This is a genomic window from Algoriphagus formosus (assembly GCF_002807035.1).
GTDB lineage: Bacteria > Bacteroidota > Bacteroidia > Cytophagales > Cyclobacteriaceae > Algoriphagus > Algoriphagus formosus.
This window is the reverse complement of record NZ_NIUC01000002.1, coordinates 1388449-1401838: the sequence shown is the minus strand read 5'-3', so window position 1 is coordinate 1401838 and position 13390 is coordinate 1388449. Positions and strand designations below refer to the sequence as shown.

Genomic DNA, 13390 nt, shown 5'->3' with positions numbered 1-13390 from the left:
TTTTTTTATCAGGAAGAGATTGCTTATCAACGATTTTTTTATTTGATTTCTAAAAATTCAGTACCATGAACAAATTCTTATTCCTGATTGCATTTTTAAGCTGCCTCAGTATCGGCTATGCACAAAACAGTCCTGAAAAAGCCCTGAACTCCTCCATTCAGGAGGTCACGGTATTCCTTCAAGGAGCTCAAATATTTGAAAAGGCTAGTGGTTCGATCCCAGCAGGAGAGTCAGTGGTGGTGATCAAAGGCCTTTCTCCTTATCTCAATGAGCAGAGCTTACAGGTCAAGGGTTTGGGCAATTTCACGATTCAAGCGGTGAACAAACGAATGGATTTTTTGCAGGAAAAGGACTATAGCAAGGAAGTTGAAGCACTTAAGAAGCAGATTGACGCCATTGAGGCACAGCAGGAGCAAGATAAAGCCCGACTCGAAGTGCTAAACGAAAAGTCCAACTTGCTCCAAGCGAATAAAAACCTCGGAGGAAGGGATGCAGGCCCTAGCATCACAGAACTACAGCAGGCTATTGCTCTTTTTGAGCGGGAGCTCACGGGAATCAAAAAGGAAGAAATCAGCATAGAGGCCAAAATCAAAAAGCAGGACGCTGAAATCAGAAAACTGCGCAATCAAATTCAAACTTTCCAAGAACCTGAGGAAGAGGCCCGTGCTGAGATCCGTATCCGAGTGAAGGCTCCCAATGCCGGTACGGCCACCTTTGAATTCAATTATCTGGTGGACAATGCCAGCTGGTACCCAAAGTATGACATTCGGGTAAATAGTGTAGGCGAGCCCATCCAAATCGACTACAAGGCGGAAGTTTCCCAAAACACCGGTGTGGATTGGAAAAATGTCAAACTGCGGTTTTCTAATGGAAACCCCAATCAAAGCGGTGTAGCACCAGACCTTCCCAAGTGGGAACTGAACTATGCCCGACTGACGCGGCGAATGGATATGTCCTTGCCCCGCCTTCCCGGGACCATATCAGGAGTAGTTTTGGATGAAAACGGAGAAGGTTTTCCTGGCGTAACAGTTTTGGTAAAAGGAAGCACAATCGGAACATCTACTGATTTGGATGGAAGGTACTCCCTGACTCTCCCTCAAAACGCCGAGCGATTGGTCTTTTCATTCGTAGGCTATGCAACAGAAGAAGTAGGGATCAATGGTCGCTCTACGCTTAGTTTGGCCCTGGCTCCGGATACTCAGGTACTCCAAGAAATGGTGGTTACGGGATATGCTTCGCAAGCAAAACGTTCCACAACGGGAAATGCAACAGAACCCAGACGTGATGCTGCACCGATCATAACCTCCTTTATCGAAAACCAGACGACAGTGGAAATTGAGGTAGCCGAACCTTACAGCATTGCCAGTAATGGGGAGAAAAGTCGGGTGGAGTTGAAGAACTATGAGATCCCAGCGCAATATCAGTACAAAGCCATTCCAAAGCTGGAAAATGATGCCTTCTTGATCGCCCAACTAAGCGATTGGAGTCAGTACAGTCTGTTGGAGGGAGAGAGTAATCTCTATTTTGAGCAAGGTTTTGTCGGCAGATCGATTTTGAATACCGGAGCCCTTGAGGATACCTTGTCCATTTCTATGGGTCGGGATCGAAGTATCCTGATCAATCGAGAGAAAATCTCGGAATTCTCACAAAAGCGAACCATTGGATCAAATATTACCGAGAGCCGGGGCTATGCCATCACCATCCGAAATAATAAATCTCAGCCTATTTCCATTTTAGTGCAAGATCAGATTCCAGTTTCGGTCAATTCGGATATTTCTGTGGATGCGACCGAACTCAGCAAAGGAAAACTCGATCCGCAGACAGGTATTGTGAGTTGGGAACTTCAAATCCCGCCCGGACAGCAGGAAGTGCTCAATCTCCGCTACGAGGTCAAATATCCGAAGCGGGAGAAGGTGATTCTTGATTAGAAAAAAACTTGTTCCTCGAGAAACTACTGCCTCTGTGAGTGTCTCCACTCACAGAATTTCTCAATCCTCCGCCTCTGTGATTGTCTGCACTCACAGAATTCCGCAATCCTTTTGACTCTGGATATTTATAAAAGTGAAGATGCAGCTTCTGGAGAAGCAGCATAACTAAAAAAAAACAGCGGCCAATGACCGCTGTTTTTTCAGTGTAAAGACCTCTAAATCAATCTAATCCAGGAAGCAATCCTTCCTTGACCCAATAGAAGTTGGGTTCTTGTGCAAGAGCTTTCTCCCAAACTGCCTTGGCAGCTTCTTTTTGCCCATTTTCTTGATGAATAAGTCCCAGCCAGGCAAGATTATCCAAGTACATCCAATTGTCTTCTATCCCTTGCTTTTCGAAGTTTGCATTAGACTTTTCAAAAGCCCGCCGAGCTTCTTCCACATCTCCTCCCCACATACTTGGGGTGAAATATTTATTGCTTGCATACAACTTCAGGACGATGGGACTCTCAGGAGCCTCTTCCATGGCTTGTTCTAGGAGTTTGGAGCTTTTGCCACCCAGCGTCATGCCTTTGAAAGGGCTGAAGGCAATCTGAAATCCATATAGGCCGGATAGCAAAGCCTTCGCTTCTGCCTGATGGGGACCTGACTTCTTGAGTTCATCCAGACGCTCCTCCAAGCTTTCTGAATAGGCATCGAAGAGGTCCTCATCCTCATCAGCCATCGATGCATTCAGCAGGCCATATTCTGTGAGTGCCAGTTGCCACTCTGCCTCAGGAGATGGATTCTTTTGCGCCTCAAGCATGGCCATAGCTACATTTTGTTTCCATTGCTCCTTGTTGGTCTCCAAATAGGCCCGATAGTTCATCTTTCTGAGCTCTTGAGGATAGCCCATAGCCATTAAAGTGATCATTAGGATGGTTGCGAAAATTTTAGAGTTCGTTTTCATGATGTAAATTGGTTTATGTTATAAACTAAATTGAGAAAATTTTTTACTGTATATAATTTTTAAGGTTATCCACATAGGCCTCAAAAGCTTGGATTCCCTTTTTGGTGATCTTGCAGGTCGTGAGCGGGCGCTTTCCACGAAAGGATTTTTCGATCTCGAGATACCCAGCCTTTTCGAGTTTATCCAGTTGCACACTAAGATTTCCAGCGGTGGATTCGGTTTTTTCTTTGAGAAAGGTAAATTCTGCCTCTTCCACACTGATCAGCAAAGACATCACTGCCAGACGCAATTGAGAATGAAGAAGTGGATCTAAGGGCTTAAACACGATTTTTGAATTTGCTTTTTAACAAATAGCCAGGAAAGAGATATCCCAACACAATAGATACTCCTGCAACAAGGTACTGCTCATCAATGGGCATCAAAAATCCGACAATCGCGCCAAGGAACAAAACCAGTCCTCCCAATTTTACGGATTTGTCTTTGATCAATGCTCCGGAGCAGAAAACTCCAATTCCTGCCAGTACGAGAATGACGGGACTATGATTGAATCCCAAAGTTCCCATAAAAGCCAAAACGATAATCATGGCAGAGAAGACAGTTATCCACAATTGCCCAAGCATATCATCCAAGTGAGATTTTAATCGGGCCTTTCTTCTTTCCCGATAGGCATGCGTAAAGCTCCAGATACTTGCAGGAATAATCGCCAACCAGACCACATAGGGCATTTCGAAACCGGACTTTGCCAATCCATAGTGGCCAAAATTGCATATCGCAATCACCCAGCCCCAAAGCAAAAACTGGAAACTCCCGTCACCGGCTGCTTCTTTTTTGGCCTTTTGGATCATTTCCGTGATCAATGCCAAGGACTCAGAACTGTTGAATTGTTTTTCCATAATTGTTTTTAATTACCTAACGCTACAAACATAAATAGGTTTACAATATAAACCAATTTATTTTCAAAAATTTTCTCATAAAAATTTTAACTTAGACTTAAATCCAGCCAAAAAGACTATGAAGAATATTTTTGACCAAGCCGTTACAGATGAACTGACCGCAAGAATAGAGGCTCTGAACCCCGATTCTCAGCCTTTATGGGGTAAAATGAGTGTAGATCAAATGCTTGCCCATTGCTCGGTAGCTTATGAAATGGCCTACACCGACAAGCATCCCAAACCCAACGCTTTGATGCGCTTTTTACTCAAAACTTTTGTCAAATCGGGAGTAGTCAATGAAAAGCCTTATCCTAAAAATGCCCGAACGGCTCCAGTCTTTATTATTTCAGACAGGCGGGATTTTGAAAAAGAAAAAAGCAAATTGATCAGCTACTTAAAGAAAACCCAAGAACTCGGTTCTGAGCATTTCGAAGGAAAGGAATCTCCTTCTTTTGGAGCAATGACCGCTCAGGAGTGGAATAATCTTTTTTATAAACACCTGGATCATCACCTAAATCAATTTGGGGTTTAGTTTTTGAGAGAAATAATTGGGAATTACAGTAAATTTTTCTTCTTTGATGAATAAAATAGTATTCAAAAAGAAAATGCGGTCTTTCATTTCTATTTGTCTTTTGTTCTTCGTGCTTTTTCCAGCAGCAGCTCAAGAACAAGCTCCTCTTGACGATCTAAATCAATTTGTTATTGAGAACCTCCAATTTCCCAAAGGAGAATTATCTGATGGAAATAAAGGGAGAATGATTCTATCTTTAAAAATTAATAATGAAGGCCTTCCTGATAGCGTTTTCGTTTCGCAAGCCTCCACTGAAACTTTCAATACGGAGTGCATGAGAGTAATGGAATTAATAATTCAAAATTGGAGGCCTTCTTTTTTAGATGATCGCGCCGCTGGGGAAGAATACTTGTTGGTATTTAGTTTCTCTGCACAAATGGGGAACTCTGGTTTTTCTGATAAGTATGCTCAACTGGAACGTCTGATAAAAAAAGAGAAATATGAAAAAGCAATGGCATTGATTGATCAAAAAATTGAAGAAAACCCATTTTACTCTGATGATTATTTGACTCGGTCCGAGATTCACCGCCAAATGGGAAATAACGAAGAATCTCAAAGAGACTATATGACAGCACGTCAATTAAAAAAGAAGATTTTGGTTAATGCTGAAGTGACGGCTTTTGGCATGCCTAGACCACCATCTTCACCCTGAGAATCCCAATGGAGAAATTGAAGCAGTAACTCGGTAGTTCTACAAAGTAAAAACAGAAAAAGCAATTTGATCAGCTACTTAAAGAAAACCCAAGAACTCGGTTCTGATTATTTCGAAGGAAAGGAATCTCCCTCTTTTGGAGCAATAACCGCTCAGGAGTGGAATAATCTTTTTTATAAAAACCTGGATCATCATTTGACTCAGTTTGGAGTTTAAGTTTTTAGTGAAAAGCTTGCTGACTAATAAATACTTTAGTCTATTGTGAACTAAATGCAGTTAAGATTTATGAAAAAAAGAAACCTCAGGCTTTGCTTATCTATTTTTCCAGCTCTGCTTCTAGTGCTACCTATTTTTACTCAAGCTCAAGATATGGATGCTTCAAACGCAGCCTTGAAAGTATGGAAACAGGTTCTTAGCTCCCATGTTCGCTATCCATTAGAAGACTTAAGAGCTAGGAAAACAGGATTTGTAGCAGTGGATTTGGAAATTGATCCGCATGGAAAAATCAAGTCTTACGAGATTGCAGAATCTAAATCAAAATCTATGAAAGAGTCCGTTGAAACCGCCTTGGAAAAAGCTATACCGCTTTGGCAAACGGATATGATACCCGCTGAAAGCAGAAATGAAAAATACCAAATCTATTTTAGTTTTGAGATGATAGACCCTGAGAACCCTAATGGAGAAATTGAAGCAGTAACTAGGCAGATTTACAAAGGAAAACCAGAAAAAGCACTGAAAATGGCTGACAGATTGGTAGAGGAAAAGCCTTTTGAACCTACTTACCTTGAATTACGATCTCAGATTCACCGCCAACTCAAACATGAGGAAGAGGCAACAGCAGATCTACTTGCCTATCAGAAACTTCAGCAAAATACCCTTGCAAAAATTGAAATAAAGTCTTTCAGTGTTGTGCAAAGGCGCAGTATTTCAGGAACTATAAACTGATTGATTTTCCAAGCAGAAATTTGAGGAATTTTACCATAAGTAATTGTGAATTAGATAAATCACTTTATTTTTAATTTTTTAATTCTTATTTTGTTCTAAACTAATCCACAATATCATGAGACGTCAAATTTTATCCACAATCCTAGTTGTAGCTTTTTCTATAGCAGGCTTTGCCCAAGAATCTAATCCCTATTCAGAATTCAATAAGTTTCTAGCCAAAAACCTGCGATATGCTCAGGAATTCCGTGCCGAAAAAGTGCAAGGGCCTGTCACGCTTTTGCTTTCCCTCGATGAAAACGGAGATTTCAATAAAGAGCCAATATTGGTGGGAGGAAGCGAAACCCTTGCTCAAGAGGTATTTCGAACTTTGGATCTGATGGAAGCCAAAGGAACGGCTAGCTTAATACCAGAAGAAGCATTTGGAAAGGAATATTTGTTGACGGTTCAGTTTAAAATGGTAAAAAATCAAAATACCGGATTTTACATTCCGGAGCGCTACGATACTGAAAGTAAAATTCTTGAAAAATTAAATGCCCAGATCCAAGAAAACCCCTATTTCGCCAATTTCTATGAGCAAAGAGCTGAATATTTTCAGAATACAGGTCAAAGCCTACTAGCTGAATTGGATCTAGAAAAAGCTAAACTTCTTAGAAATAAAGAACTGACCAATATTGTTGTGGTAGGTTATGAAAGCAGCCACAAAAAATCTTTAATTGGCGAATAAATTCAAGCCAGATAACATGAGAAAGATCAATCTTTTAACCCTAATCTCATTATTCATTTTCTTCTCTTGCCAGAGTGAGAAAAACACCGAGACCGTGAATGATGATTTTCCGGAAACCATCGAAGTCCCTATGAATCCAAGCCCGGGTGATAACTCCATGAATGCACTGGATTGGGAAGGCACTTATGTAGGGACACTTCCCTGTGCAGATTGCGAAGGAATAGAAACAGAATTGACTATCAATTATGATGGTACTTATAGCTACAAAACGACCTATTTGGGTAAGGAATCAGAAGCCGAAGAAGTCACAGGTACTTTTCAGTGGGATGAAAATGGCTCTGTCATTACCCTTGCGGGGCTAGATGGGGCTCCCGGAAAGTACAAAGTGGGAGAAAACCGCATTTGGCACCTGGACATGGAAGGAAAGCAGATCGAAGGAGATCTGGCAGACAAATACATTCTGACCAAGCAGTAGCCTATTTGAACCGGACGATTTTTCCGTGAGCTTTGGAGGTCATCTCATGTGGGATGGCCTCTGTTATTTCCCGGTAAAGGAGCTCCACCAATTTTTGCTTCAGGAAGCTTCTATTCAGGATAATACTGACCTCTCGAGTTGGGGACTGACCTTTGAATGGTCTCAATCTACTTTTTTCCTCCGGTGAAAGATCATGTGTCGCCAATTCAGGAAGAAGGGTAACTCCTTTGTATCGGTTGACCATATTTCGCAGACCTTCTAGCGAACCACTTTCATAGTGAAAGTTTTCTGGTCCGCTGGCCGTCTGATCACAAAAATTGATTACCTGATCCCGAAAACAATGCCCCTGCTGCAGCACCCAAAGATCATTTGATTTAATCTCAGAAGCGGTAATTTCTTTTTTATCCAACAAAGGATGATCCTTGGACAGGTAGGCATAAAATTTCTCGTAAAACATCGGCTTTTCCACAATGCCATTCTCATCCAGAGGTGTCACGATGATTCCCAGATCCAGTTCATCGTTTTTCAGTTGGCGCACGACCTCCTCAGTGACCATCTCCTGTACCTCGAGCTTCACGTTGGGGTATTTTTCCAAAAAACCTCTCACAAACAAATGAAGCAAATAAGGCGCAAGCGTAGGAATGATACCCAGCTTGATAGTTCCTGAAATATCGCCTTTTAGCTGAGCGACCAATTCATAAATGCCCTTACTTTCTGATACCACTCGTTTGGCTTGAGCGATAATCTGTACCCCGATCTCAGTCGGAATTACCGGCATTTTGCTCCGGTCAAAAAGAATCACTTCAAGCTCTCGCTCCAATTTGCTCAATTGGGCGCTTAGCGTAGGTTGAGTCACAAAACAGGACTCAGCGGCCTGCCCAAAGTGTCGGTGTTTATCCACCGCTATCAAATACTCGAGTTGCTGTATAGTCATAAGGTTAAAATATGATATTCTAAGTTAGAAAAAGTCCAAAGAGTTCAATCAAAACTAGGATTTGAAATCCTTGTTCATGGATCGCCTTTTGTCAAAAAGAACAGGATTTTATAATGGGATTGATTAAATTCCAAATCAATAACCCTTTAAACCTAAAATTATGGCTATTTCCAGAAGAAAATTCTTCCTGACCAGTGCCTTGGCTGGAGCAGGTCTCAGTTTAGCACCGGGCTTTTCTTTCGCTCATTCCAAGCGGTCCAACTTCCAAAAGACTGTACGCTTGGGATTCATTGGAGTTGGTCGTCAAGCCATGGGGCTCCTTAATCGATTTATGCAGTTACCGGAAGTAGAAGTTACGGCAGGTGCTGATGTATATGAAGTGAAAAGGACACGATTTGAAGAGCGCGTAAAAGCTGCTTACGCTGCCCGCGAAACTCAGCCTTTGAGCTTAAAAGTATATGAAGACTACCGGGATCTTTTGGCTAGTAATGAAGTGGATGCTGTGGTGATTGCCTCTCCCGACCACTGGCATGCCAAGATGGCTATTGATGCCTGTCGAGCCAAAAAGGATATTTATCTGGAAAAACCATTGACTTTTACCGTTTATGAAGGCCAGCAATTGGTCAAAGCAGTGAGGCAAAATGGGACGGTATTGGCAGTGGGTAGCATGCAGCGATCGGCAGTCAATTTCCAAACCGCCGCAGCACATGTGCAAAAAGGAAGCCTCGGTCAAATCAAAGAAGTACTGGTCCATGTGGGTGAAAATCCCTTTCCCAAGCCATTCGATCTCAATCCAGAGGCCGTCCCAGCAGGTTTGGATTGGCAAGCTTGGCTAGGGCCCTTACCCGAATTACCTTATCACCCAAATCTCAACCCACCTATTTCCCTTGATCCCGTAGAAAACGAAAAACTTTGGGCCGCTTGGCGCTGGTTTAAGGAAACGGGCGGAGGATTGATGACTGACTGGGGTGCACATATGATTGATGTGGCACAATGGGGTCTCAACCAAGACCGAAATGGGCCAGTTGAGGTGATTCCACCGATGGGTGAAAATCCACTTACTTATAGATTTGAAAATGGAACTCCTATGAAAATCACTTCTTTTGACGAAGGAAGACAGGGTGTCAAATTCATTGGAGAAAAAGGCTGGATTAAGGTTTCAAGAGGAAATTTTGAGAGCTCACTTTCAGAAATCAGCCTAGAGAAAAAGGATGAAAATTTCAATTACACTCAGCACTACATTGATTTCATCGAATCCATTCAGCGGCGTAAGGACCCGATTGTTCCGGTAGAGATTGGACATAGTACCTGTACATCTTGCACCATTGGAAATATCGCCAAAGAATTGAATAGGCCTCTTTCTTGGGATCCCATCACTCAAAACTTTGGGGATGATTTTGAAGCCAACACCAAGCTTCACTACACCTACCAAAACGGTATTTCTCTGAGCTAATGAGGCTTTTTAAATCAATTTGAATGAATAAGAATCTATTTCTCGCCTTAATTGGTATTCTAATTGGATTTGGCTGCCAAACTTCTCAAGAAGAAAAAGCGATCCAACTCTCAGAGCTGAGCATTTCGGAAATTCATGAAGCCTATCTTTCGGGAGACTATACTGCTGAGCAATTAACCAGAGCCTATTTGGAGAGAATAGAGAGCTTGGATGAGCGCATCAATTCCATCTCTGTGATTAATGGGGAAGCATTGAATCAAGCAAAGGCCTTGGATCAAGAGCTGAAAAATACCGGGAAGCTTCGTCCACTCCACGGGATTCCGCTTATCGTCAAGGACAATATCAATACGAGAGGGCTTCCGACCACCGCGGGTTCACTGGCCTTGAAAGACTTCATCCCCGATGAAGATGCTCCTATCATTGCGAAACTGGTAGATGCCGGAGCCATCATTTTGGCAAAATCCAATATGGCCGAATGGGCATTCTCGCCCATGCATTCAGAAAGCTCCACCTTTGGCACAACCCGAAACCCCTACAATCTGGACCATGTCCCCGCAGGATCAAGTGGTGGAACGGGAGCAGCTGTAGCGGCTAATTTTGGAACTGTTGGTCTTGGAACTGATACCGGAAACTCTATCAGAGGTCCTTCCTCACATAATGCTTTGGTAGGTTTCCGCACCACATTGGGCTTAATTTCAAGAACTGGAATCGTACCCCTTTATCTTCGAAATGACGTAGTTGGGCCCATGTGCCGCACCGTAGAAGACGCGACCCGAGTCATGGAAGTCATGGTAGGGATCGATCCAAAAGATCCCCTGACTGAGTATTCCAAGGGAAAAACTGAGGTAGATTATCAACAGTTTTTGGTGAAGAGTGGACTTGAAAATGCCCGAATCGGAGTGCTACGAGAGCTAACTGAAGACATGGATTCAGAAATCTCCGGATTATTTGAAAAAGCCATACTTGATCTAGAAAGTCTGGGCGCCGAAGTAATTGACCCCGTAGTCATTCCTAACTTCTCTGAACTACGGCAGAATCAGTGGTGTGCTACTTTTCAAGAAGATCTTGAGGCTTTTTTATCTGAATATGTGAAAAATGACAGTGTTCAGACTTTGGAAGACATCATTCGTGTTGGTTCCAATTCACAGTTTGCCATGGACCGATTAGAAATGATGGCAGGGAATTCCGGAAGATGGGGACTGGAAGCAGAGGATTGTGGAAATGCCTATGAAGACCCACGAAGAATCGCTTTTCGGGAAGCTATCGAAGCGGTCATGGATTCTCTTCAGTTGGACGCTATTGTTTACCCTTCTTGGAATTACCCGGCGGCAAGAATCGAACGCTTTCAGGAGGAATACCGCGGAGATAATAGTCAAATCATCTCCCCCCATACCGGTCAGCCAGCGTTTACTGTTCCCATGGGTTTTACCAACAATGATCTTCCGGCAGGGCTTCAGTTTTTGGGAAGAATGTATTCCGAGCCTACACTGATCAGACTGACCTATGCCTACGAACAGGGTACAAAGCATAGAAAGCCTCCCAAAATATCAGAGCCCAAAAAAGAATAAATAAGTTTTTTCAATTAAATTGAGTCAAATTGAAAATACATGAACTCAATATCTGATTTAGCTTACCTGCTTTACAGCAATTCAAGGCTGTTGATCCAAAAAATCCAAGTGAGCCTGGATGAAGTTGGGCTTACCTACACCCAATACCTAACCTTGGCCGTACTTTGGGAACAAGACGGGCAATATGTAAATCAAATCGGCAAAAAATTAGAATTGGATTCAGGTACTTTGACTCCACTTTTGAAAAAACTGGAAGCTCAAAACTACCTTAGACGAATTCGAAGTGAAGAGGACGAGCGAAAAGTAAAAGTAGAGTTAACCTACCCCGGAAAAACTTTACAAGGAAAAGTAGAAGAACTGTTGAAAGTCTTTTCTGAAGAAATTGAATTGATCAGTGATCCTCAATTGGAAAAATTGAACAGTTCATTATCCGGAATGTTATCAAAATTAAAATCACTTGATTAATCACATATGGAAAAACTAAACATTGATTACACGGCAGTAGCCATCAATACCGGAGGAAGAAAGGGTCACGTCCGAACCGATGATGGAAAATTAGATTTTGACGTATCCATGCCAAAGGAAATCGGTGGAGATGGAGAAAAAACAAACCCTGAGCAGTTTTTTGCGGCAGCTTATGCTTCTTGCTTTGGTGGGGCTCTTGGAGCAGTAGCTGGAAACACAAGTCTCCGGGATTCTGAAATCAAAGCCAAAGTACACCTAGGAAACTATGGCCCCGAAAGCTTCGGTTTAGCGGTGGATATTGAGGTTAAAATTCCTCATGCTTCATCACTTGAAGAGGCTCAAAAGCTAGTTGAAGCAGCCCATCAAGTTTGTCCTTATTCCAAGGCAACACGAGGAAATATTGAAGTGAATGTGAAAGCTGTAGAATAAATTCACAGGATTCATTCATACAAAAAGCCCGCTGAAATTGAATTTCAGCGGGCTTTACGATTTTATATCTATTCTTTCTTATTTGCCTCTTTCTCCGATAGAGATCATTGCACATCTGAAGCCAATATGATTGGTAGCAGAATCTTCATGCATAAATCTTCTAGTACCTGGTGCTAACCAATAAGTAACATCTCTCCAGCTTCCGCCTTTGTAGACTCTCATTTCGTCAGTAAGCATAGATACCTCGTAGTTTTCTTCTTCATCGCCATACCCATCTTTTCGAAGTGGGTTAAGGTCATCAGCATCTTGGTAAGTCAATGGACGGTAGACATCATATACCCACTCATTCATATTACCAGCCATGTGGTACAATCCGAAATCATTTGGAGCCATGTCATACACGTTGGTAGGAAGGATTTCGCCGTCATTTCTTTGATTACCTGATATACCACCGTAGTCACCACGTCCTCTTTTGAAGTTAGCCAGGAAATCACCTTGCTTTCCTTTACGCTTCACGTTGTAAGGATTACGAACGCCACGACCATCCCAAGGATAGATTCTTCCGTACTCCTGATTCTCATCAAGGTACTGAGTTCCGATCATCGCTTTTGCAGCATACTCCCACTCAGCTTCTGAAGGAAGACGGAAGTCAGCCATGGCTACTCCACGCTCGATCAATTGAGATTTGGTAAAGGTAGAATCGATTTCTCTTTCTTTTCTGATCAACTCCTGGACGTAATCTGTTCTCCATTTTGAGTATACATTTGCTTGTGTCCAAGACACACCGGCTACCGGATAAAAATTAAATCCAGGGAATCGGAAGTAGTAGGACTGATACATGTCATTGAAGGAAAGAGCGCCACCCCATACATCTTCACGGGGCTCCAATTTCTGCAATGAGTCTGCACTGACTTTGCTCTTCATATCAAAAAGAAACTCACGGTAATCGTTATTCGTGATTTCTGTTTCATCCAAATAAAAATTCGCGACAGTCACCGTGCGCTCCAAGTTGTCACGGAAAGCCATGACATCTTCTTCTTGAGAGCCCAATACTGCCCGACCTCCTTGAATGAATTTCAAGTTTGGCCCAGGGATTTGCTCAGCATTTTTTGCTACGAAGAACTGAGTAGTATCATTTTCCTCAAATGAGAACTCAGCGCCCGTGGTAGCACTTTTTTTACCAGGCTTATTTGCCGTACGGCGACCATAGCCAGGAGTTTTGTTGCAAGAAGATAAGACTGATCCTCCTACAATTAAGAAGGCTGCAGCCCACAATCCCCAAGGTTTTTTAGTCAAATGCATATAAATAGAAATTTAAATCAATTTTAGGGTGCTAATATAGTCCCCTTTCCAAGGACTTCCAATCTT

General features: G+C 42.4%; 16 protein-coding genes. 11 read left to right on the top strand and 5 right to left on the bottom strand.

Annotated features, from left to right (window positions below):
* Positions 1 to 65 precede the first annotated feature (65 nt).
* Positions 66 to 1928 carry a DUF4139 domain-containing protein gene (locus CDH51_RS12455; protein ID WP_100628859.1) on the top strand — a complete coding sequence of 621 codons (1863 nt, stop codon included), beginning with the start codon at positions 66 to 68 and terminating at the stop codon, positions 1926 to 1928.
* 220 nt (positions 1929 to 2148) lie between these two features.
* Here CDH51_RS12455 and CDH51_RS12450 read toward each other — a convergent pair whose 3' ends face one another.
* Genes CDH51_RS12450 through CDH51_RS12440 form a run of 3 tightly spaced genes read right to left on the bottom strand, consistent with a single transcriptional unit; the run spans position 2149 to position 3767 of the window.
* Entirely contained in the window at positions 2149 to 2874 is a 726-nt protein-coding gene (locus tag CDH51_RS12450; protein WP_100628858.1) for a tetratricopeptide repeat protein, read from the bottom strand.
* A gap of 43 nt (positions 2875 to 2917) precedes the next feature.
* Positions 2918 to 3199, bottom strand: a complete 282-nt coding sequence (locus tag CDH51_RS12445) for a winged helix-turn-helix domain-containing protein (RefSeq protein ID WP_100628857.1) — start codon at positions 3197 to 3199, stop codon at positions 2918 to 2920.
* A complete protein-coding gene (locus tag CDH51_RS12440; protein ID WP_100628856.1) occupies positions 3192 to 3767 on the bottom strand; it encodes a hypothetical protein in 576 nt (191 codons plus the stop codon). Before CDH51_RS12440 ends, CDH51_RS12445 begins: the two co-directional genes overlap by 8 nt.
* 118 nt (positions 3768 to 3885) lie before the next feature.
* Between CDH51_RS12440 and CDH51_RS12435 the strand changes: the two genes are divergently transcribed.
* The 6 genes from CDH51_RS12435 (at position 3886) to CDH51_RS12415 (ending at position 7173) form a co-directional block, all read left to right on the top strand.
* Entirely contained in the window at positions 3886 to 4338 is a 453-nt protein-coding gene (locus CDH51_RS12435) for a DUF1569 domain-containing protein (protein ID WP_100628855.1), read from the top strand.
* Between the two features lie 46 nt (positions 4339 to 4384).
* Complete coding sequence (locus CDH51_RS12430; protein WP_157807107.1) at positions 4385 to 5029, top strand: tetratricopeptide repeat protein; 645 nt, start codon at positions 4385 to 4387, stop codon at positions 5027 to 5029.
* Between the two features lie 66 nt (positions 5030 to 5095).
* Complete coding sequence (locus CDH51_RS20200; RefSeq protein ID WP_198514302.1) at positions 5096 to 5245, top strand: hypothetical protein; 150 nt, start codon at positions 5096 to 5098, stop codon at positions 5243 to 5245.
* A gap of 69 nt (positions 5246 to 5314) precedes the next feature.
* Positions 5315 to 5974 (top strand): energy transducer TonB, encoded by a 660-nt coding sequence (locus CDH51_RS12425; RefSeq protein ID WP_157807106.1) that lies wholly within the window; start codon positions 5315 to 5317, stop codon positions 5972 to 5974.
* Positions 5975 to 6089: 115 nt separating this feature from the next.
* Complete coding sequence (locus CDH51_RS12420) at positions 6090 to 6698, top strand: hypothetical protein (RefSeq protein WP_100628852.1); 609 nt, start codon at positions 6090 to 6092, stop codon at positions 6696 to 6698.
* A gap of 16 nt (positions 6699 to 6714) precedes the next feature.
* Positions 6715 to 7173 (top strand): copper resistance protein NlpE, encoded by a 459-nt coding sequence (locus CDH51_RS12415; RefSeq protein ID WP_100628851.1) that lies wholly within the window; start codon positions 6715 to 6717, stop codon positions 7171 to 7173.
* A gap of 1 nt (position 7174) precedes the next feature.
* Here the strand turns inward: CDH51_RS12415 and CDH51_RS12410 are convergent, their stop codons facing one another.
* Positions 7175 to 8107: a hydrogen peroxide-inducible genes activator gene (locus CDH51_RS12410; RefSeq protein WP_100628850.1), complete on the bottom strand. Its 933-nt coding sequence runs from the start codon at positions 8105 to 8107 to the stop codon at positions 7175 to 7177.
* 160 nt (positions 8108 to 8267) lie between these two features.
* On the opposite strand from CDH51_RS12410, the gene CDH51_RS12405 reads away from it, so the two are divergent.
* Genes CDH51_RS12405 through CDH51_RS12390 form a run of 4 tightly spaced genes read left to right on the top strand, consistent with a single transcriptional unit; the run spans position 8268 to position 12022 of the window.
* A complete protein-coding gene (locus tag CDH51_RS12405) occupies positions 8268 to 9560 on the top strand; it encodes a Gfo/Idh/MocA family protein (RefSeq protein WP_100628849.1) in 1293 nt (430 codons plus the stop codon).
* Between the two features lie 23 nt (positions 9561 to 9583).
* Positions 9584 to 11128 carry an amidase gene (locus CDH51_RS12400; RefSeq protein WP_100628848.1) on the top strand — a complete coding sequence of 515 codons (1545 nt, stop codon included), beginning with the start codon at positions 9584 to 9586 and terminating at the stop codon, positions 11126 to 11128.
* Between the two features lie 39 nt (positions 11129 to 11167).
* Positions 11168 to 11593 (top strand): MarR family winged helix-turn-helix transcriptional regulator, encoded by a 426-nt coding sequence (locus tag CDH51_RS12395; protein WP_100628847.1) that lies wholly within the window; start codon positions 11168 to 11170, stop codon positions 11591 to 11593.
* A gap of 6 nt (positions 11594 to 11599) precedes the next feature.
* Positions 11600 to 12022, top strand: a complete 423-nt coding sequence (locus CDH51_RS12390) for an organic hydroperoxide resistance protein (protein ID WP_100628846.1) — start codon at positions 11600 to 11602, stop codon at positions 12020 to 12022.
* A 78-nt stretch (positions 12023 to 12100) separates the two neighbouring features.
* Here CDH51_RS12390 and gldJ read toward each other — a convergent pair whose 3' ends face one another.
* Entirely contained in the window at positions 12101 to 13324 is a 1224-nt protein-coding gene (gene gldJ / locus CDH51_RS12385) for a gliding motility lipoprotein GldJ (protein ID WP_100628845.1), read from the bottom strand.
* Positions 13325 to 13390 lie beyond the last annotated feature (66 nt).